The 21,881-nt window shown below is 34.1% G+C and carries 18 protein-coding genes; 9 read left to right on the top strand and 9 right to left on the bottom strand.

Translation table 11 applies throughout. From position 1 onward, the window contains the following. Positions 1 to 107 precede the first annotated feature (107 nt). Together ileS and IEV63_RS00235 are read left to right on the top strand one after the other, a co-directional pair. Positions 108 to 3,917, top strand: a complete 3,810-nt coding sequence (gene ileS, locus IEV63_RS00240; protein ID WP_188404748.1) for an isoleucine--tRNA ligase — start codon at positions 108 to 110, stop codon at positions 3,915 to 3,917. Positions 3,918 to 3,922: 5 nt separating this feature from the next. Continuing rightward, positions 3,923 to 4,306: a TraR/DksA family transcriptional regulator gene (locus tag IEV63_RS00235; RefSeq protein ID WP_188404747.1), complete on the top strand. Its 384-nt coding sequence runs from the start codon at positions 3,923 to 3,925 to the stop codon at positions 4,304 to 4,306. A gap of 128 nt (positions 4,307 to 4,434) precedes the next feature. Here IEV63_RS00235 and accC read toward each other — a convergent pair whose 3' ends face one another. The 4 genes from accC to amaB all read right to left on the bottom strand — a co-directional run bounded on the left by accC (position 4,435) and on the right by amaB (position 9,104). Beyond that, positions 4,435 to 5,793 (bottom strand): acetyl-CoA carboxylase biotin carboxylase subunit, encoded by a 1,359-nt coding sequence (gene accC / locus IEV63_RS00230; RefSeq protein ID WP_188404746.1) that lies wholly within the window; start codon positions 5,791 to 5,793, stop codon positions 4,435 to 4,437. A 44-nt stretch (positions 5,794 to 5,837) separates the two neighbouring features. Then, entirely contained in the window at positions 5,838 to 6,344 is a 507-nt protein-coding gene (gene accB / locus IEV63_RS00225; protein WP_188404745.1) for an acetyl-CoA carboxylase biotin carboxyl carrier protein, read from the bottom strand. A gap of 11 nt (positions 6,345 to 6,355) precedes the next feature. Then, positions 6,356 to 7,360, bottom strand: coding sequence for a beta-ketoacyl-ACP synthase III (locus IEV63_RS00220; RefSeq protein ID WP_188404744.1), 1,005 nt, complete (start codon positions 7,358 to 7,360; stop codon positions 6,356 to 6,358). Positions 7,361 to 7,550: 190 nt separating this feature from the next. After that, entirely contained in the window at positions 7,551 to 9,104 is a 1,554-nt protein-coding gene (gene amaB / locus IEV63_RS00215; protein WP_188404743.1) for an L-piperidine-6-carboxylate dehydrogenase, read from the bottom strand. 345 nt (positions 9,105 to 9,449) lie between these two features. Between amaB and IEV63_RS00210 the strand changes: the two genes are divergently transcribed. Genes IEV63_RS00210 through IEV63_RS00180 form a run of 7 tightly spaced genes read left to right on the top strand, consistent with a single transcriptional unit; the run spans position 9,450 to position 16,365 of the window. Beyond that, entirely contained in the window at positions 9,450 to 10,916 is a 1,467-nt protein-coding gene (locus tag IEV63_RS00210; protein ID WP_188404742.1) for an oligosaccharide flippase family protein, read from the top strand. Continuing rightward, positions 10,906 to 11,337 carry a dUTP diphosphatase gene (dut, locus tag IEV63_RS00205; RefSeq protein ID WP_188404741.1) on the top strand — a complete coding sequence of 144 codons (432 nt, stop codon included), beginning with the start codon at positions 10,906 to 10,908 and terminating at the stop codon, positions 11,335 to 11,337. Before IEV63_RS00210 ends, dut begins: the two co-directional genes overlap by 11 nt. A 10-nt stretch (positions 11,338 to 11,347) precedes the next feature. Next, positions 11,348 to 11,980, top strand: a complete 633-nt coding sequence (locus IEV63_RS00200) for a hypothetical protein (protein WP_188404740.1) — start codon at positions 11,348 to 11,350, stop codon at positions 11,978 to 11,980. Between the two features lie 12 nt (positions 11,981 to 11,992). Next, entirely contained in the window at positions 11,993 to 13,006 is a 1,014-nt protein-coding gene (locus IEV63_RS00195; protein ID WP_188404739.1) for a sugar phosphate nucleotidyltransferase, read from the top strand. Positions 13,007 to 13,011: 5 nt separating this feature from the next. Next, positions 13,012 to 14,391, top strand: a complete 1,380-nt coding sequence (locus IEV63_RS00190; RefSeq protein ID WP_188404738.1) for a tetratricopeptide repeat protein — start codon at positions 13,012 to 13,014, stop codon at positions 14,389 to 14,391. Further along, positions 14,378 to 15,154 carry a lipoprotein insertase outer membrane protein LolB1 gene (gene lolB1 / locus IEV63_RS00185; RefSeq protein WP_188404737.1) on the top strand — a complete coding sequence of 259 codons (777 nt, stop codon included), beginning with the start codon at positions 14,378 to 14,380 and terminating at the stop codon, positions 15,152 to 15,154. The genes IEV63_RS00190 and lolB1 overlap by 14 nt, the downstream gene beginning before the upstream one ends. Then, a complete protein-coding gene (locus tag IEV63_RS00180) occupies positions 15,154 to 16,365 on the top strand; it encodes a murein hydrolase activator EnvC family protein (protein ID WP_188404736.1) in 1,212 nt (403 codons plus the stop codon). Before lolB1 ends, IEV63_RS00180 begins: the two co-directional genes overlap by 1 nt. A gap of 49 nt (positions 16,366 to 16,414) precedes the next feature. Here the strand turns inward: IEV63_RS00180 and IEV63_RS00175 are convergent, their stop codons facing one another. The 5 genes from IEV63_RS00175 to fabF all read right to left on the bottom strand — a co-directional run bounded on the left by IEV63_RS00175 (position 16,415) and on the right by fabF (position 21,874). Further along, on the bottom strand, positions 16,415 to 17,824 hold the full coding sequence (locus IEV63_RS00175) for an alpha/beta hydrolase family protein (protein WP_188404735.1): 1,410 nt from the start codon (positions 17,822 to 17,824) through the stop codon (positions 16,415 to 16,417). Between the two features lie 73 nt (positions 17,825 to 17,897). After that, on the bottom strand, positions 17,898 to 19,328 hold the full coding sequence (pyk, locus tag IEV63_RS00170) for a pyruvate kinase (protein ID WP_188404734.1): 1,431 nt from the start codon (positions 19,326 to 19,328) through the stop codon (positions 17,898 to 17,900). Further along, a complete protein-coding gene (locus tag IEV63_RS00165) occupies positions 19,328 to 19,822 on the bottom strand; it encodes an IPExxxVDY family protein (RefSeq protein WP_188404733.1) in 495 nt (164 codons plus the stop codon). The genes pyk and IEV63_RS00165 overlap by 1 nt, the downstream gene beginning before the upstream one ends. Before the next feature lie 57 nt (positions 19,823 to 19,879). Then, positions 19,880 to 20,590, bottom strand: a complete 711-nt coding sequence (gene rnc / locus IEV63_RS00160; RefSeq protein ID WP_373283692.1) for a ribonuclease III — start codon at positions 20,588 to 20,590, stop codon at positions 19,880 to 19,882. Positions 20,591 to 20,620: 30 nt separating this feature from the next. Next, positions 20,621 to 21,874, bottom strand: a complete 1,254-nt coding sequence (gene fabF, locus IEV63_RS00155; RefSeq protein ID WP_188404731.1) for a beta-ketoacyl-ACP synthase II — start codon at positions 21,872 to 21,874, stop codon at positions 20,621 to 20,623. Positions 21,875 to 21,881: the final 7 nt, after the last annotated feature.

Here is a 21,881-nt window from a genome sequence, read left to right as displayed (position 1 = left end):
TGTCTAATTCTAAATTATTTTATTAATCAAATGCTTATTTTCGCTCTTGAAACTCGCCAATTTTGCAATTTTCCTTAATTTCGCAACGCATTTGAAATCAAGTGAAAATGACAAAGAAATTTACTGAATATAAAGCTTTAGACTTAACAGAAACTGCTAACAAAGTTGGAGAAGATTGGAAGAAGAATGCAATCTTTCAAAAAAGTATGGATTCGCGAGAAGGCGAAACTCCTTTTGTTTTTTTTGAAGGCCCTCCATCGGCCAACGGCCAACCTGGTATTCACCATGTTATGGCACGTAGCATTAAAGATATATTTTGTCGTTATAAAACCCAGAAAGGTTTTCATGTAAAACGAAAAGCAGGCTGGGATACACATGGTTTGCCGGTAGAATTGGGTGTTGAAAAAGAATTAGGCATCACCAAAGAAGATATTGGCACAAAAATTTCAATTGCAGATTATAACAAAGCTTGTAAAGAAGCTGTAATGCGTTATACCGACGTATGGAACGAATTAACTGAAAAAATTGGATACTGGGTTGATATGGACAATCCCTATGTTACCTATACATCTAAGTACATGGAAAGTGTTTGGTGGTTACTTTCAGAAATTTACAAAAAAGGTTTAATTTACAAAGGCTATACCATTCAGCCGTATTCTCCTAAAGCGGGAACAGGTTTAAGCTCGCACGAGTTAAACCAACCTGGCACCTACCAAGACGTAACCGATACAACAGTTACTGCTCAATTTAAAGCTGTAAAAGAAAGTTTACCCACATCACTCCAATCAGTACAAGGAGATGTTTTCTTTATTGCTTGGACCACCACACCATGGACTTTACCAAGTAATACAGCATTAACAGTTGGACCAAAAATCGATTATGTATTGGTTTCAACTTACAATCAATACACTTTTGAGCCCATCCATGTTGTAGTTGCCAAGAATTTAATTAAAAAGCAATTTCATAAAAAGTTTAAAGCAGTAGACAGTTTAGAAGATGTAAAAGCTTATCAAAAAGCAGATAAAAAGATTCCTTATTTTATAGTACAAACTTTTAAAGGAAAAGAATTAGCTGAAGCTCGTTACGAACAATTACTCGATTTTGCTCAACCTTATCATCATCCTGAAAATGCATTTCGCGTTATATTAGGCGATTTTGTTACTACCGAAGATGGAACTGGAATTGTACATACAGCACCTACTTTTGGTGCAGACGACGCACAAGTAGCAAAACAGGCTAAACCTGAAGTGCCAGGTATGTTGGTAAAAGACGAAAATGACAATCTTGTTCCTTTAGTTGATTTAAAAGGAAAATTTAGACCAGAAATGGACGAATTCTCCGGTAAATATGTAAAAAATGAATATTACCCAGAAGGCGAAGCTCCAGAAAAATCTATCGATGTTGAATTAGCCATTAAACTAAAAGAAGAAAATAAAGCATTCCATGTAGAAAAATACGTGCACTCGTATCCTAATTGCTGGAGAACAGATAAGCCTATTTTGTACTATCCACTAGATTCTTGGTTTATTAAAGTAACCGATTTTAAAGACCGAATGCACGATTTAAATACCAATATTAATTGGAAACCTAAATCTACTGGCGAAGGTCGTTTTGGAAACTGGTTAGCCAATGCCAACGATTGGAATTTATCGAGGTCTCGTTATTGGGGAATTCCTTTACCAATTTGGCGAACAGAAGATGGAAAAGTAGAAAAAATAATCGGTTCGATTGAAGAATTGAAAAAGGAAATACAAAAATCCATTGCAGCTGGTTTAATGCAAGAAGATCCCTACGCAGAATTTGAAGTAGGTAATATGAGTGACGAAAATTACGCTCAAGTAGATTTACACAAAAATGTAGTCGACGAAATTACCTTAGTTTCTGAAGATGGAAAACCCATGAAGCGCGAAGCCGATTTAATCGATGTTTGGTTCGATTCAGGTTCTATGCCTTACGCGCAGTGGCATTACCCATTCGAGATGCCCCCTAAATCCCCCAAAGGGGGACTTGTTTCTCCAAGATATCAGACAGCTCGTAAGTCTTCTTATAAATTTTTAAAGGAAAAAGCTCAAAACAGAAAAAAAAATCCCAATCAAGCAGAAAAAACTTTATGGGAGTTTTTAAGAGGAAAGAAGCTTTCTGGTTATAAATTTAGAAGAGAACATATTATTGATGAATACATAGCAGATTTCGTTTGTTTGGATAGAAAATTGATTGTTGAAGTTGACGGAGGTTATCATAATGATCCAGAGATTAGAAAAAATGATGAATTTAGGAGTCAATTTTTGAAAGAGAACTTTGACTTAAATGTCATTCGCTTTTCAAATAAAGAAGTTATAAATGAAACAGAAGCAGTCCTAAAAAAGATTAAAGATAAGCTTGATAAGTCTCCCCTTAGGGGGCTGGGGGGCTTTCAAGCCGATTTTATTGCAGAAGGCGTAGACCAAACACGGGGTTGGTTTTATACTTTGCATGCTATAGCAACCATGGTTTTTGATCGGGTAGCTTATAAAAATGTAGTTTCTAACGGATTGGTTTTAGATAAAAATGGACAAAAAATGTCCAAACGATTAGGAAATGCTGTTAATCCTTTTGAAACTTTAAAAACCTACGGTCCAGATGCAACGCGTTGGTATATGATTAGTAATGCTAATCCATGGGATAATTTAAAATTTGATTTAGCAGGAATAGCAGAAGTACAGCGAAAATTCTTTGGTACTTTATACAATACGTATTCCTTTTTTGCATTGTATGCAAACATTGATGAGTTTAGTTATGCAGAAAACGAAATAGCTCTAAAGGAGAGACCAGAAATCGATCAGTGGATTTTATCTGAATTAAATACACTTATTCAACATGTAGATCATTTTTATGATGATTATGAGCCTACGAAAGCTACACGAGCTATCTCAGAATTTGTGCAAGAAAACTTAAGCAATTGGTATGTGCGTTTGTGTAGAAGACGATTTTGGAAAGGCGATTACAAAGCAGATAAAATTTCTGCTTATCAAACACTATTTACATGTTTAAAAACAGTAGCAGAACTTTCTGCTCCTGTAGCCCCATTTTTTGCAGATCAATTGTATAAAGATTTAACTAAAAACACATCGGTTAAAGCTGAAGAAAGTGTGCACTTAGCTAATTTTCCATTGGCTAATGAAGCATTTATCAATAAAAGTTTAGAGCGTAAAATGCAAAAAGCACAAAGCATTTCATCTTTAGTTTTGTCGCTAAGAAAAAAAGAAATGATTAAAGTACGCCAGCCTTTACAGCGAATTATGATTCCTGTTTTAGATGAGCAAACACGAGAAGAAATTGCCGCAGTTGCAGATTTAATTAAGGCTGAAGTTAATGTAAAAGAAATTGAGTTTTTAGATGATGCATCAGGTATATTAGTAAAAAGCATTAAACCTAATTTTAAAGTTTTAGGTCCACGATTTGGCAAAGAAATGAAATTTGCGGTTCAAGCCATTCAGCAATTCGATGCAGATGCTATTAAAAAAATAGAACAGCAAGGAGAAATTGAAATTGATGTGAACAATAAGCCTACTACTATACAACTCGATGAGGTTGAAATTACTTCAGAAGACATAGAAGGTTGGTTAGTGGCTTCTGCAAACGGAATTACAGTTGCTTTAGACATTACATTAAACGAAGAACTTATTAATGAGGGTATTGCAAGAGAATTGATAAATCGCATTCAGAATATTAGAAAGGAAAGTGGTTTTGATGTTACTGACCAAGTAATCATTACCTTACAAGAAAATAAAAAGTTAAAAACAGCTGTTAATGAAAATTTAAACTATATTATGGCTGAAACTTTAACAGCAAAGCTTATATTTAGCAACCAAATTAATCAAGGAACTGTCATTGAATTCGATGATGTGAGCACAGTTCTTCAAATGAAAAAAAATTAAAAATCATGCAATCAACAATCAAAGAGAGATATAGCGACGAACATTTAGCGGAGTTTAAAGCACTAATTGAAGACAAAATTGAAAAAGCTGAAAAGCAATTGAAATTATACCAAGAAGCTTTCAAAAATGGAAGTTCTAACGATACTGAAGACACAGCTCCTACATTTAAATCTTTCGACGATGGCAGTAATACTTTAAGTAAAGAAGCCAATTCTGCCTTAGCTATTCGTCAAGGAAAATTTATTCGCGATTTGAAAAATGCGCTTATTCGTATAGAAAACAAAACTTACGGAATTTGTCGTGTTACAGGAAAATTGATAAACAAAGAACGTTTAAAGCTTGTTCCACATGCTACTTTAAGCATAGAAGCTAAAAATAATCAGGGATAATTTTAATAGTTAATTATCTGTTATATTGGAATTAGAAAATTTCGAAAAATTTTAGATATTTTTCTAATTAAAAATCAAAAGCCGTTTTAGATAACTAAAACGGCTTTTGATTGTATAAAATTTTAAATTTAGTCTTCTTCTTCCACTTCAGCTTCAAGTACGAAATCTTCCATAAATTTAGTAGTATAGTTGCCAGCTAAATAATCTGGATGATCCATTAGTTGTCTATGAAATGGAATTGTAGTTTTTACCCCTTCAACTACAAACTCGTCTAATGCGCGTTTCATTTTATGTATAGCTTCTTGTCGTGTTTGTGCAGTAGTAATTAATTTAGCTACCATAGAATCATAGTTTGGTGGTATTATATATCCGCTATATACATGCGTATCTAAACGAACTCCATGACCACCTGGTGTGTGTAGATTTACAATCTTACCTGGCGAAGGTCTAAAGTTATTGTAAGGATCTTCTGCATTAATTCTACATTCGATGCTATGTAATTTAGGATAATAATTTTTACCAGAAATAGGAACACCTGCAGCTACTAATATTTGTTCACGAATAAGGTCGTGGTCTACTACCATTTCGGTAATAGGATGCTCAACTTGTATTCGGGTATTCATTTCCATAAAGTAGAATTTTCGGTGTTTATCTACCAAAAATTCAACAGTTCCAGCACCTTCATATTTAATATATTCGGCTGCTTTTACGGCTGCATTACCCATTTCTTCACGTAACTCATCCGTCATAAATGGAGAAGGTGTTTCTTCAGTAAGTTTTTGATGCCTACGTTGAACAGAACAATCTCTTTCGGATAAATGGCAGGCTTTTCCAGTTTGGTCGCCTACAATTTGAATTTCGATATGTCTTGGTTCTTCAATCAGTTTCTCCATATACATACCGTCATTTCCAAAACCAGCTTTTGCTTCTTGTCTTGCCGATTCCCAAGCATTTTCTAACTTGTCTTCGCTCCAAACGGCTCGCATTCCTTTCCCGCCACCACCTGCAGTAGCTTTAAGCATAACAGGGAAACCGATTTTTTTAGCGGTTTTTAAACAATCTTCAAAATCTTTTAAAATTCCTTCAGATCCTGGAACACAAGGAACACCGGCAGCTTTCATGGTGGCTTTTGCCGTTGCTTTATCTCCCATTTTTTCAATCATATCATGCGAAGCACCAATAAATTTTATATCGTGTTCCTTACATATTTTTGAAAAATTTGCGTTTTCAGATAAAAATCCATAACCGGGATGTATAGCATCTGCATTTGTAATTTCTGCTGCTGCTATGATATGTGGAATTTTTAAATACGATTCGCTACTAGGAGCTGGCCCTATACAAACTGCTTCGTCTGCAAAACGTACATGAAGGCTTTCTTTATCTGCTGTAGAGTAAACGGCTACAGTTTTTATGCCCATTTCTTTGCATGTACGAATTACCCTAAGCGCAATTTCTCCTCGATTTGCAATGAGAATTTTCTTAAACATAAGTTTTTGTTTTAAGTTAAAGCATACCTTTTAGGCAAGCTCTTTTAAGATGGGTCTATTAAAAATAAAGGTTGATCAAATTCTACTGGAGTAGAATCGTCAACCAAGACTTTTACAACCTTTCCAGAAACTTCACTTTCAATTTCATTAAAAAGTTTCATAGCTTCAATGGTACAAAGTACGTCGCCTTCACTAATGCTAGATCCAACTTCAACAAAAACAGGCTTGTCTGGCGAAGGTTTGCGATAAAAAGTTCCAATTATGGGAGATTTTACTGTAATATACTTGTCGTTTTCTCCTTCTTGTTTTGTTTCTCCAGCTTCGGGAGAAGCAGGTGCTTGTGCTTGAGGCTGTGGTGCAAGTTGTTGCTGTGGCATCTGCTGCATTTGCGGCTGTTGCATAGGCATTTGGTGAATTACAGTTTGGTTTTCACCTTTGCTTTCTTTTTCGTTTTTAATGGTAATCTTTACATCGTCCATTTCTAAACGTACTTCACTAGTCCCAGACTTAGCTACAAATTTAATCAGGTTTTGAATTTCTTTTAAATCCATAGTTTCAATGTTTAGTTGTTTTTTGAATTATAAGCCCATTTTAAATAAATAGATCCCCAAGTGAATCCACCACCAAATGCGGCAAATATTACATTATCTCCTTTTTTCAATTGTTGTTCAAAATCGCTTAATAATAAAGGAAGCGTTGCAGAAGTTGTATTTCCATAACGCTCTATATTCATAAGTACTTTATCAGCATCTAAATTCATTCGTTTAGCAGTAGCATCTACAATACGTTTATTGGCTTGATGTGGTACTAGCCAATTTACATCGTCGCCACTTAAATTGTTTCTTTGCATAATTTGCTCACTTACGTCGGCCATATTGGAAACCGCAAATTTAAATACGGTTTTTCCATCTTGGTATACGTAGTGTTGTTTGTTTTTAACAGTTTCTTCCGAAGCGGGTAACAATGAGCCACCTGCATCTATTTTTAAGAAATTACGGCCAATACCGTCTGTACGGAGTATTTCATCCTGTAAACCTAAACCTTCTGTATTGGGTTCAAAAAGAACTGCGCCAGCACCATCGCCAAAAATAATACAAGTTGCACGGTCTTTATAGTCTATAATAGAAGACATTTTATCGGCTCCGATTAATAGGATTTTCTTATATCTACCCGATTCTATGTATGCTGCTGCAGTAGACATGCCATATAAAAAACTAGAACATGCGGCCTGCAGATCGTAAGAAAAAGCATTTACTGCTCCAATTTGAGAAGCTGTATACGCTGCAGTAGATGCAACAGGTAAATCGGGTGTTGCTGTGGCAAAAATAACAAGGTCAATTTCTTCTGGATCGATACCAGATTTTTGAATTAAGTCTTTACTAGCTTGTATGCCTAAGTACGAAGTTCCTTTATTAGGGTCTTTTAAAACTCTTCTTTCTTTAATTCCTGTTCGGCTGGTAATCCATTCGTCGTTGGTTTCAACCATTTCTTCTAACATTTTGTTGGTTAAAATGTCTTCAGGAACATAAGCGCCAACAGCGGTAATAGCTGCATTAATTTTATTCATAGAATTGTATTTGCAATTCAAGTTTTATCTTGAATTAAAAGCTAAATATTACGCAAAGTAAGTTTTTTTATTTCGTATTCAAAAATCTAAGCTAAGATTTACTGAACACGCATAATAAAAGGTTTTGCTGTTTTATAGCAAAACCTTTTATTTTTAGGCTTTTAGTAATAATTACAACGAATTTAATTTCTTATAAATCAAATTTTATTCCTTGCGCTAAAGGTAATTCGGTTGTGTAATTAATGGTGTTGGTTTGTCTACGCATATAAATTTTCCAAGCATCAGAACCCGATTCTCTTCCTCCACCTGTATCTTTTTCTCCACCAAAGGCACCGCCAATTTCGGCGCCAGAAGTTCCAATATTTACATTCGCAATACCACAATCTGAACCTTCCACAGATAAGAAATATTCAGCTTCACGCAAATTATTGGTCATAATTGCAGAAGAAAGTCCTTGTCTTACTCCATTTTGCATATCCATCGCGTTTTCGATACTTCCCGAATACTTCATAATGTATAAAACAGGAGCAAAAGTTTCATGTTGTACAATTTCAAAATGGTTTTCAGCTTCAGCTATAGCTGGTTTTACGTAGCATCCGCTTTCGTAGCCTTCGCCTTCTAACACGCCACCTTCAACTAAAACATTTCCGCCTTCTTGCTTTACCTTTTCTAAAGCAGCAAGGTAATTTTGTACTGCATCTTTATCAATTAACGGTCCAACATGGTTGTTTTCATCTAACGGATTTCCAATTCTAATTTGCTTATAAGCATCTACAATTGCTGTTTTAACTTTGTCATAAACATCTTCATGTACAATTAAACGTCTTGTAGATGTACAACGTTGCCCACAGGTTCCAACTGCTCCAAAAACAGCACCGATTACAGTGTTTTTAATATCCGCATCTGGAGTTACAATAATGGCGTTATTTCCGCCTAATTCTAATAAAGTTTTTCCTAAGCGTTTTGCTACATCTTGTGCAACAATTTTCCCCATTCTGGTAGATCCAGTTGCAGAAATTAACGGCAAACGCTCGTCACTTGTCATGTATTCGCCTACTTTATAATCTCCAGTTACTAAAGACGAAATTCCTGCAGGAACTCCATTTTGTTCAAAAACACGAGCCGCAATTTTTTGACAAGCAACCGATGTTAATGGTGTTTTTTCTGAACCTTTCCAAATACAAGCATCGCCACAAACCCAAGCTAATGCAGTATTCCATGACCAAACAGCTACTGGAAAGTTAAAAGCAGAAATTACACCTACAACTCCTAAAGGGTGGTATTGTTCGTACATTCTGTGTCCAGGTCGTTCCGAATGCATCGTTAAACCGTGCAATTGTCTTGATAAGCCTACTGCAAAATCGCAGATATCTATCATTTCTTGCACTTCGCCTAAACCTTCTTGATAGGATTTTCCCATTTCATAAGAAACCAATTTTCCAAGGGGAGCTTTCAATCTTCGTAATTCATCGTTAAATTGTCTTACCACTTCGCCACGCTGCGGTGCAGGTAATTTTCTCCATTCTTTAAAACCTTTAAAAGCTGTTGAAGCTACTTTTTCGTAATCTTCTTTGGTGGTTGCTTTTACGCTTCCAATATAGGCGCCATCTACAGGCGAGTAGGATTTTATTTCTTCACCATGGGCAAAAAAGTCAGTTCCAGTTGAAGATCCTGCATTCATTTTTGAAATACCCAATTCTTCTAAAGCTTTATCAATTCCGAATTTTTTAGCTATATCACTCATGTAAATTTGTGTTTTTTAAATTAATTCAAACAATTCTTGCGAAAATACTAAATTTTAGATGAGTTTTTGATTTTTTAAGGGCAAATCCTGTCGAAAAACAACAGGTCGGGCTGTTCGTTTTTAGGCTTCATTTGTAAAACTTAAAAACTAAGCCTTTGCAGGAGCTTCTTTGGTCGCTCTGCAAAAACAAGTTTGTATAGTTTTTCGCATTGCAGGCTAATCACTTCCATCCCTTTTGCATAAAATTTGAGTTGAAATATAAGCTTGTTCCTTTTATTCAATTTAGATTAATAGTTTGTAAACCTAGTTTATTTTATAAATTTACCAATCTAAACCAAAATAAACTTGGGAGTTTATAAACAACTTTTTCAAAATACTTTTCTTTATGGCGTAGCTTCTGTTGTACCTCGTATGCTATCGGTAATTTTGGTGCCATTTTATACAGGAATTCTTGCCAATACTTCCTTTGGGGAATATTCTATTGTGTTTGCCTACTTTGTTATCTTCAATGTAATTTTAACTTATGGCATGGAAACTGCATTTTTTCGGTTTTACAATAAGGAAAGAGATAAAGCTAAAGTTACCCAAACTGCCAATTGGTCTATTATTTTTACTACTGTAGCTTTTGTTTGCATAGGCTTTCTTTTATTTGAACAGATACAAAGCTTTACGCAAATTAAAGCTAAAATTCTTCAATTGGTTATTTGGATCTTAGCTTTCGATGTTTTAGCCATTATCCCATTTGCATGGTTGCGCGCCAATAATAAACCGCTTCAATTTACTGTGATCAAAATCATTAATGTAAGCATCAATTTAGGCTTGAACGTTTTCTTAATTTATCTTTTACCAAAACTTGTGGGTAGGTACCTTTTTTTAGAAGCTATCTACATTCCAAACTATGAAGTAGAGTACATCTTTTGGTCTCTTTTTGTAGCTAGTACTACTACTTTGCTTCTGCTTTCTGGGTTTTTCAGAAAATTGAAATGGAGCTTCGATAAGCAACTTTGGAAAAGCATGATGAAGTATGCTTTGCCAATTTTAGTAGCCGGAGTTGCTTTTTCTATCAACGAAGTAATGGACCGTTTACTTCTTGAACGCATATTACCCGCAAATATCGCCAAAGAACAAATCGGTATTTACTCAGCCTGTTACAAATTGGGTATGTTTATCACTTTGTTTGCAACTGCATTTCGATTGGGAATCGAACCTTTCTTTTTTAGCCATGCATCCAGTAAAAATCCTAAAAAAGCCTATGCTTTAATTACCAAATATTTTTTAATTGTCGGTGCAGCCATCCTGTTGGTAGTTCTTGTGTTTATCGACCCTTTAAAGAAACTGATTATCCGCGATGAAAGTTATTGGGAAGCTATGCAAATTGTTCCTATCATTTTGGTAGCCAACCTATTTTTAGGCATGTATCATAATTTTTCAGTTTGGTATAAAGTAACCGATAAAACAAAATATGGCGCCTATATCTCTAGTTTTGGAGCCATCAGTACTATTGTTTTAAATCTTTGGTTAATTCCAAAAATTGGTTATGTAGGTTCGGCAATAGCTACATTATTTGCTTATGCTAGCATGGCCGTTTTATCTTATTTTATAGGGAAAAAACACTATGCCGTACCTTATGCCATGGGTAAAATTATAACTTACCTTAGCGTTTCCATCTTATTTTCCGTACTTTCGTTTTATGTATTTAGCGGGAATTACTATATAGGAATCGGCTTTATTCTTGTTTTTTCATCTTTAGTTTATGTGTTCGAAAAACAGGAAATAATACATATTTTTAAAATGGATAAAAATGAAAATTAAGATAGTTAACCAATCTTCTCATCCACTTCCAGCTTATGAAACTTCACAATCCGCTGGAGTTGATCTAAGAGCCAATTTAAATGAAGCTATTCACTTAAAAAGTTTAGAGCGTGTTTTGGTAAAAACGGGTTTGTTTATTGAGCTTCCTAAAGGTTTTGAAGCACAAGTTAGACCAAGGAGCGGCTTAGCTCTAAAAAAAGGGATTACGGTCTTAAATTCGCCTGGCACCATCGATGCTGATTACCGTGGCGAGATAGGTGTTATTTTAATTAATTTGTCTCCAGAAAATTTTACAATCCAAAATGGCGATCGTATTGCTCAACTCGTCATTGCTCAGCACGAACAAGCCGAATGGTTTGAAGTGCAAGAATTAAATGCTACTTCCCGTGGAGAAGGGGGCTTTGGAAGTACGGGGAACTAAAGCTTAAAGTATGAAATTTACCAATAAATTTAAAGAAGCCACTAGCCAATTGCCTGCTAAGGAAAAAGATAAATTGCTTTTGCTTTTGCTTAAAAAGGACATAAACTTAGCTAAACAACTAGAGTTTAAACTTGTAAATAATTTAAGCATAGAAGAGCAAAGAGCAAAAATAATGTCTGAGGTACTAGAAGATGTAAAACAAATGAGTTCTCGTTCTGATTTTTCTTCAGGACGTTTATTTATGAATATTCGTTATGTAAGTGGAGTAATTAATGAAAATGTAAAAGTAACCAAAGATAAATTTGGAGAAGTTGTTTTGCATTGCGCAATGTTAAATCAAGTTATAAAACGCAACCATAATAAAATAGTAGAATCTACACCAAACAATGCCAGAAAGCTTTTAGTCGATATAATTGCTAGGGCTTTTAAAATTTCCATTTTAGCTCATAAATTACATCCCGATGAATTGTTTGACGTAAAAGATAAATTGAAGGAATTGGGAAAATCAATTGGCGATAACCATAATTTAATGATGACTGCTATTCACAATGGATTTGATGTAAATTGGCTAATAAAAGCTGAATTTCCAGAAGATATTGTCGAACAACATAAAAACATAAAAAAACTAGGATTTTTAAAATAAAATAACTCAATCATGAAAATAATTGTACCTATGGCAGGTCGTGGCTCACGACTTAGACCACATACTTTAACCGTTCCAAAACCATTAATTCCTATTGCAGGAAAACCTATCGTTCAACGTTTGGTTGAAGATATTGCCAAAGTATTAAACGAACCTTTAGATGAAGTTGCTTTTGTAATCGGCAAAGATTTTGGCGATCAAGTAGAGAAAGATTTAACTAAAATAGCAGAAGATTTAGGGGCTAAAGCTAGTATTTACTTTCAAGATGAACCACTTGGAACAGGTCACGCAATTATGTGTGCACAAGAATCCTTATCAGGACCTGCGGTTGTAGCTTATGCGGATACACTTTTTAAAGCTGATTTTAATTTAGATAAATCAGCCGATGCTGTTATTTGGGTAAAACAAGTTGAAAATCCAAGCGCTTATGGTGTGGTAAAAATGAACCAAGAGGGAAAAATAACCGATTTGGTAGAAAAACCTAGTGAGTTTGTTTCAGATTTAGCAGTAATTGGTATTTACTACTTTAAAGATGTTGCTGTTTTAAAACAAAAACTACAAGATGTGTTAGATGAAAATATACTTCGTGGTGGGGAGTACCAAATTAACGATGGAATTGAAAAAATGAAATCCGACGGAGCTGTTTTTAAACCAGGACAAGTAGATGAGTGGATGGATTGTGGTAACAAAAATGTAACGGTAGAAACCAACTCCAGAATGCTAAACTTCATTAAAAGAGAAGATGCCGAAGTTTTAATTAATCCAAGGCATACCAATGAAAATAGCAAGATTATTCCACCATGCTATATTGGCGAAAATGTGGTTTTAAAGAATACCAAAATAGGTCCGAATGTTTCGGTTGGAAAAGGAAGCATTATTGAAAATTCTGAAATTAAAAATTCACTTATTCAAGAAGATGCGTTCATTCAAAATGCAAACTTAACTAATTCTATGATTGGTAATTTTGCTAAATTTAATGGTAAATTTACCAGCATAAGTATCGGCGACTACTCTGCATTAGAATAAACTTTATGAACTATAAACTTGTTTTTTGGATTTTGTTTGTGCTTTTTAGCACAACCTATGCACATGCACAAGATTTATCCGAAAAGCAAGTTGTTCAAGAAAACGATTTAGGAAATGTTACCGATAAATTTCAAGAATTATTTTTTACAGCTATCAAGCTTAGGGCTATCGAAAAACATGAAAAGGCTATCGAAACCCTAACGCAATGTGTGAGTATTAACGAAAATGAAGCTGTTATTTATGTCGAAATGGCTAAAAACCAAGAAGCTTTAAATCGCTTATCGTCGGCAGAAACCAATTACGTAAAGGCCATAGAACTTTTAAAAGCACAACCTAAAATTGATGTGCAGTTGCTCTTATTTCAAAATTATAAAGATCAAAAAAAATACGATCAGGCGGCCGAAGTTTTACATCGTTTACGCAGTAAAGGAATAGATTTAGATGTAGAATATATGGAAGTTTTATTACTCGCCAAAAAATATAAGCTTGCCATTAAACAAATTGAAGACTTTGAACAAAAAAAAGGTTTTTCTAAACTGACAGATAATTTTCGAGATGCCGTATATAAAAGCACATCTAATTACAAAGAAGCAATTGTATATTACAAGAAAAGAATAGCAGAACATCCATTAAGTGAAGATGCTTACTTTAGACTCATTAGTTTTTATAAACTTGAAGAAAACTTTAGTGAAATTTTAAAAATTGCTCATAAATTAGAAGAAGTTAATCCACTACAAGACGAATTACCTTTTATTTTTAGCATGGTCTATTTAGAGTTAAATCAGCCTATTGAAGCTTTTGCCTACAGTAAAAAAGTATTTGCTAACAATGCTATTGGCGAAGAAGCTAAAACCCAGTTGGTACAATCTTTAAAAGTTTTTGTAGACCAAAACCCTAATTATCAAGACGAATTTATTAGAGTTCTAAATATTGCTATAGATGAAGGTGAAAATGCAGCCAGTAATGAAGAAAAAGCAAATTTTTACTTACAACGCGACCCTGAAAAAGCATTAGAGTTTTACCAAAAAGCATTAAACGATCAGCCTAATAGTTTCGATTTGCAACAAAAAGTTATTTTTCTTCAATTGAAGCAGAATCAACTTCAAGAAGCGCTACAATCTTCAAAAAATGCTTTAGAAGTTTTTCCTTCGCAAGCAGTTTTTTATTATTTAAAAGGCAGGGTTTTATTCGAATTAACACAATATGAAGCTGCAATTTCAGTTTTACAAGAAGGCTTAGACTATGTATTTGAAGTATCGCAACTGCAAGTAGATAGTTTAAACTTAATAAGCCAAGCATATGCAAAAATACAACAAGCCGATAAAGCAGAATCTTATAAGAATCAGGCAAAAAAAACAAAAATAGAATTAGATGAAATGCAGTAAAAACAAGGTGTTAATCATTTTTATAATCACGATATTATTATCTTGTGGACCCAAAAAATTTATTGCAGAAGATGGTTTAACAGCTAAAAATGCAAAAGCAGCTATTGCTATTCATAACGAATTAGCACCAAGCTTTAAAACCATTAATGGAAAAATTAAAGCATCTTATCAAGATGCTAATTACTCCCAAAGCATTAATATTACTTACCGTATAGAAAAGGATAAAACCATTTGGATGAGCGCAAAGGCAATAGGATTCTTTACGGTTGCTAAATTAAAAATCACACCACAACGGGTTCAATTTTACGAAAAAATAAATAACCAGTATTTTGATGGAGATTTTCGACTAATAAGTGAATTGCTTGGTGTAGAAATTGACTTTAATGGTTTGCAAAATTTGTTATTTGCCCAAAGTGTTTATCCATTAAAAGCCTCTAAAAGTAAAACACAAGTAGAAGAGAACGCTTTTGTTTTTACACACCAAATCAATTCATTTTTAACTCAGCAAGCAAGAATTAACACCCAAAACTTTAGCTTAGAAGAGCAGTTGGTAAAACATAATAACCAAGTAGATTTTTTAAGTGTAAATTATGCTGCTTTTAAAGAACTTAATAAAAGCCCTTTTCCAAAGGAAATTAATATTTTAGCCAAACGAAAAGATGAAATGATTAAACTTAGTTTAAATTACCGAAACATTAGCGTAGATGAAGAATTAAGTTTTCCGTTCGAAATTCCATCTAACTACGAAGAAATATTATTTTGATGAAAAGCTGTAAAATCATTTTAAACCTAATAATTATAATGTGCTTTAGTGGGTATGTAAGTGCGCAAACTCAAAGCCAATTAGAAGCTCAGCGTCGTTCAGTTGAAAAAGAAATACAACAAATTAATCAAATTTTAAAAGCTACAAACAAAGAAGAAAGCTCCTTACTAGACCAAGTTAATTATCTTGAAGAACAAGTTCGAGTAACCGAAAAACTTATTAAAATAAATAATCAAGAAGCTAATTTACTTACTGCCAAAATAAACCAAAACACAAATAAAATCAATGCACTTAGAGAAGAGTTAAAGCTCATTAAATCTGAATACGCTAAAATGATTATAAAGGCTTACGAAAACCGTTCTGAACAAAACAGAATTATGTTTTTATTCTCTTCCGAAAGTTTTCAGCAAGCCTACAAACGTATGCAGTATATGCAACAACATGCTGAGTACCGAGAAAAACAAGGTAGGTTAATTAATGAGAAAACAGCTGACTTAGAAAAGCTAAATGAAGAGTTATTTCAACAAAAAAAGAATAAAGAAGCTGTTTTAGCTCAAAATAGAATAGTGAAAAACGAGCTTATTAACGATAAGAAAGAACAAGAAGCCTTAATTGCTGAAATTAGGCAAGACGAAAAAAAATACATCAAGGAAATAAAACAAAAGCAAAAAGAAATTGCTCGAATAGAAAAAGAAATAGACCGTCTAATTAAAGAAGCTATTGCCGCAGAAAACAAAAAGCGTGGCTCTACTTCAAGTTCGGTTTATAAGCTAACTCCTGCAGGTCAAGCATTGGCTAAAAATTTTGAACAGAACAAAGGAAAATTACCTTGGCCAGTTGAACGCGGTTTGCTAACCATGCGTTTTGGTGTAAACAAAAGCCATATTGTAAATACCTTAGAGGTCATTAGTAATGGTATTCGCATAGAGACTGAAGATGGTGCAGAAGCTCAATCTATTTTTGAAGGCGAAGTCTCCAAAATTTTCTTAGTCCGTGGAGCCAATCCTATTGTATTTGTAAGGCATGGAAATTATTTATGTGTTTACAAAAACCTAGTTAATCTTTCGGTAAAGCCGAATCAAAAGGTTAAGGCTGGAGAAATATTAGGTAAAGTTGGTAAAGACCCGTCTACAGGTAAAAATGTACTTACCTTCATGCTTACTAAAAATGAAACCAAACTCAATCCTGCAGATTGGATTGCTAAAATGTAGTTGGTTTATAGGGAAATTAAAAGCAGCAAAATTTTAGCTTATACATTTTTTATAAGGATTTTACCCAGGATGCTATTTTTTGCAGTACTTCTGTAGAAATAGTTTCTTCAATTTCGGCATATTCTGCAATATTTCCAGTCTCTGAATTTTGAAATAAGTGATTCTTATTGCTAAAGGTTTTTACTTCATTTTTTGGATTTTTACCAAGAATCAATTCTTTCATTTTTGTTGAATTTTCTTGGGCAGAAACTTGCAAATCATTTTCTGCGAATAGAGCTAAAACAGGAAGCTTTAAATTTTTTAAGTGTTCTTTTGGTTTGTATTTCAAAAAGTAAACCATCCAAGGATTTGTATAAGCACTTACCATACTTATAATATAACGCTGATTGCTTAAGCCCATGCTTGCGCCAATTTGCGGATACTCTTCTGTAACTTTGGTAAAGTAATTTTGTAACTCATTTTGCAGCGAAGAGTTTTCAGTAGCTTCAAATTGAGTTATAAGTTGGTAGGCTCCACTATTAATTTTCGCATTTATTTTAATCTCTTCATCATCAATACCACTTGCTAGACTTACGAGTTCTTGTTGCTTTAACATTAAATCTGTAATTGCAACCGCTGGAGCTGCTAATAGCACTAAAAAATCTACTTTGTTGGTGTAAGTGTTTGCTAAAAGTGGAGCAATCATGCCACCTTCGCTATGTCCATACAAACCAATTGCCGTATGTTTAAATCGAAGGTCATCTTTTAAAAACTGAACTGCAGCATAGGCGTCTTCCATAAAATCTAAAGAAGTTGCTTTACTAAAATCTCCTTCAGATTCAGCTGTACCACGATCATCAAATCGTAAAACACCAATTCCGTTTCTAGTTAAATAATCGGCTGCTACCCAAAATGGTTTATGCCCTAGTATTTCAGAATTTCGATCTTGCGCACCACTTCCCGAAATCATCACTACAATTGGATAATTACTTTTGTTTTTGGGGTAGGTAAGTGTGCCAGCTAAGGTAATACTGTCTTTTTTATTTAGAAATTGAATAGTTTCTTCCGTATAAGGAAAAGGTGGTTTGGGTTCCTGTGGTCTATTTAATTTCTTTTCTTCTGGTTTTTTTTGCTCACGTGTTAGCGCTAATTCTGCTTTAAACATGCCTTGCTTAAACACACCATTAATGGCTTTACTGTTTTTCTTTCCTTTATAATATATCCCTAAAGCATTTGCTTTTAGCTGTAGGCTGTCGTTTTTAAACTGCACAAGATCGAGTTGTAAATCGAACATTTGTTGATTAGGGCTATCTAAAGTTCCATTCCACTTATTATTAGAAGTTTTTTCGAAGTTAAACACCAAAGGAATATTGATGCCAGCTGCATTTAAATTTGCGTACCAAGTGCCTTCAATTTGTGCAAACAAAGAAGTAGTGTAAACAATACTGAATAATAAAAAAAGGCGAATACGAAGTTTCATGCTTGTGTAATTTAGCTTAAAAGTACACTAATTCTTTGAAACTTGTATTCGCCTTTTACAAAAATCTGTTGTGCTATTCTATCTCAGAAATTCGCAAGGTATTTACCATGCCTTTATCTTCAATTGGCATAGCAGCAAGGTTTATGGAGAAATCTCCAGCATTTACAAAACCATGCTTTTTAGCAATTTCATTTACATCTTTTATCGTCTCGTCTGTACTACTAAACTTATCGTAAAAAAAGGCATTTACTCCCCAAAGTAAACTAAGCTGTGTCAAGATGCGTTTGTTAGAAGTAAAAGCTAGAACATTAGAGTCGGGTCTCCATGCCGAAATTTGAAATGCAGTATAGCCACTATTGGTTAAAGTACAAATGGACTTAGCCTTAATTTCGTTTGCCATAACTGCAGCATGGTAACAAACTGATTTGGTAATATAGCGTTTGGTACGAATATGAGGGGCTTGCTGTGGGACACGAATTAAAGGTGAGTTTTCTACACTTTTAATTACTTGACTCATTTTTTGAATTACTTGCACTGGGTATTTTCCAACAGAAGTTTCTCCACTAAGCATTACAGCGTCTGCACCATCCATTACTGAATTAGCTACATCGTTTACTTCTGCTCGAGTAGGCGTAAGGCTTGTAATCATTGTTTCCATCATTTGGGTGGCAATAATTACAGGAATTCTAGCTTCTTTTGCTTTAAGCACTAATTTTTTCTGAATTAGTGGAACTTCGTGAGCTGGAACTTCTACACCTAAATCGCCTCGGGCAACCATTAATCCATCACAATATGCAATAATTTTATCGATATTGGTAACGCCTTCTGGCTTTTCAATTTTTGCAACAATTGGTATTTTATACTTGCTATGTTTTTTAATTAGTTTTTGGAGTATCTTTAAGTCGCTAGCATAGCGAACAAAAGACAAAGCAATCCAATCAACTTCCAGTTCGCAAGCAAATTTTGCATCTTTTACATCTTTTTCGGTAAGTGCAGGAAGTGAAATTTTAGTATTGGGCAAGTTAACCCCTTTTCTAGATTTTAAAGGCCCGCCTTGTACAACTTTTGTTTCTACTGCATCTTTACGATTGGTAGCAACAACTTCAAAAATTAGTTTTCCATCGTCTAACAAAATACGTTCGCCAGGATTTACATCTTGTGGAAAAGTTTCATAATTCATGTATACTTGGTTGGCATCGCCTTCAAATTCTTTTCCAGTTTTAAAGGTAATGGTATCGCCTTTACTAACCATTACATCTTCTTTCATCTTGCCTACACGAAGTTTAGGTCCTTGCAAGTCTGCTAGAATTCCTGCATTTAGCCCATATTCTTCATTCAATTCACGAATCATTTTTACGCGTTCTCGAACATCATCGTAATCTGCATGCGAAAAGTTGATTCTGAATATATTGGCTCCTTCTTCTAGCATTTCACGCAATACAGACTTGTCTGAAGTAGCTGGTCCTAAGGTTGCAACAATTTTAGTTTTTTTTAGTTTGTCCATTAATAAAATATTAAGTTTTCTGGTGTTTTAAGTTTTTGAATGTCAATTTGATAAGCAGTAGATATTTGTTTTATAGTATTGAGTTGAAACAATAAACTCTTATAATTTATTTGGTCTAAGGTTGTTTCTTCCACTTTTATAAAATAATCTACGTTTTTAAATTCAGGAATTAAATACCTTAGTTTAAGTTCTTCTTTATTATTTTCAGCAAATAAATTTCCTGTAGAATTCATGTTTGTTTCTTTGCTATAAGATTTATTAGCAACAAAATATACTTTGCTTTGTAAGTCTTTTGAATAATACTCGTACCATTGGTACAATGCAATTGCATTAGCATAATAAAAATCGATATCGCGCTCTGCTCTTTTAAAGTTGATATTAACTTTTTTGTTGATATAATAGGCTAATTGATACATTTCAGTTGAAGCATTTATACCTATTAACAAAAAATCAGTGCTTACTACCTGCTCTAGTACCAACTTGTTCTTTTTCATTTTGTTAAAAAATCAAATTTAAAAGTACGTAGATATTAACTAGTAAAAAAATATTTTTTAATTAATATAGTTTTGTAACGCATAATAAGCTCTTCTCGATGCTTTCTCTTCTGCCTTTTTCTTTGAAACTTCTCTAGCTTTCGCTATGTTTTCGTTGTTAATACAAAGTCGAATTTCAAAATATTTTAATCCATCTACTCCATCTTCTTCAGCTACATGATACTCAAAATTGTAATGCATTTTTTGGCACCATTCAATAATTAGACTTTTATAACTAATTATTTTTCCTTCTAATTTTTTTAGGTCTACGTGCGGTTCAATTATTTTTGAATAAATAAAAGTTTCGCAAAATTTATAACCTCGGTCTAAATAAATAGCACCGATTAAGGCTTCAAATAAATTGCCATGTATGTTTGTGCCTACATGTTTATGGTCTACTTTAGACACTAACAAATCGATTAATCCTAAGTTTTCGCCTAATAAGTTCAGGTTTTTTCTACTTACAATTTTCGATCGCATTTTGGTTAAATAGCCTTCATCGCCATGTGGTGCTTCGTCAAAAAGATAGCAAGAAATAATAGCTCCAAGGATAGAATCGCCTAAAAATTCTAATCGTTCATAATTTACATTGTTTCCGAAGCTATCTTTTTTTTTAGCGGAAGAATGTATAAAAGCCTTTTCGTAAATACTTAAGTTTTTGGGTTTAAAACCCATAACTGCATTTAGTTTTTCATAAATAATCCCGTCCTTCTCAGAACGGGATTTCATTATTTTTTTAAAAAAGCTCATTTAGTAATATTATTCTACTAATTTTTTGAATACTACACAAGCGTTATGTCCACCAAAACCAAAGGTATTGCTCATTACAACATTTAAGTTTCTTTTTTGAGCTTTATTTAAGGTTAGGTTTAATTCAGGATCAATATTTTCGTCTGCAACTTCGTGGTTAATGGTAGGTGGAACCAAACTATTATTCATTGCTAATATAGAAGCGATAGCTTCTACTGCACCAGCAGCACCTAACAAATGCCCCGTCATTGATTTAGTTGAATTTATATTGATGTTTTTAGCATGATTTCCAAAAACTTCTTTAATTGCTTTTAGTTCTGCAACATCGCCTAACGGAGTTGACGTGCCATGTGTATTGATGGCATCAACATCTTCTGGTTGTAAACCTGCATTTTGTAAGCAATTTTTCATAACAGCAATTACACCAATTCCGTCTGGATGTGGAGCTGTCATGTGGTAAGCATCAGAAGATAGTCCACCACCCGCAACTTCGGCATAAATTTTAGCCCCTCTTGCTTTTGCGTGTTCGTATTCTTCGAGTACTAAAGCGCCTGCTCCTTCGCCAAGAACAAAACCATCTCGAGTAGCATCAAATGGGCGCGATGCGGTTTCCGGGCTTTCGTTTCTGGTCGATAATGCGTGCATGGAATTAAATCCTCCCATTCCAGCTTCGGTTACAGCTGCTTCGCTTCCGCCAGTAACTACAACATCGGTATGACCTAAACGTATGGAATTTAAAGCATCGATCATTGCATTTGCTGAAGATGCACACGCTGAAACCGTTGTATAATTCGGCCCCATAAAACCGTGTTTAATAGAGATATTACCAGGGGCAATATCGGCTATCATTTTAGGAATAAAAAAAGGATTGAACCTTGGTGTTCCATCTCCTTTTGCGTACGATATTACTTCGTTTTGAAAAGTTTCTAAACCACCAATGCCAGCGCCCCAAATTACTCCTACACGATATTTATCTACTACATCTAAATTTAATTTAGAATCTAAAATAGCTTCATCTGCAGCGACCATTGCATATTGTGCAAATTTGTCTAAACGCCGAACTTCTTTCCTGTCGAAAAAGTCTTCCGTGTTGAAATTTTTAATTTCACATGCGAATTTTGTTTTAAACTTTTCCGTATTGTAATACGTAATAGGAGCAGAGCCACTTTTGCCTGCGGCAAGACTCTCCCAGTAATCGTTTAAATTATTACCTATTGGCGTGAGCGCACCCATGCCTGTAACAACAACTCGCTTTAACTCCATGAAATTA

It is taken from the genome of Psychroflexus salis (assembly GCF_014640175.1).
Taxonomy (GTDB): domain Bacteria; phylum Bacteroidota; class Bacteroidia; order Flavobacteriales; family Flavobacteriaceae; genus Psychroflexus; species Psychroflexus salis.
The sequence above is the reverse complement of the archived record's forward strand: the minus strand, read 5'-3'. Positions and strand labels throughout refer to the sequence as shown.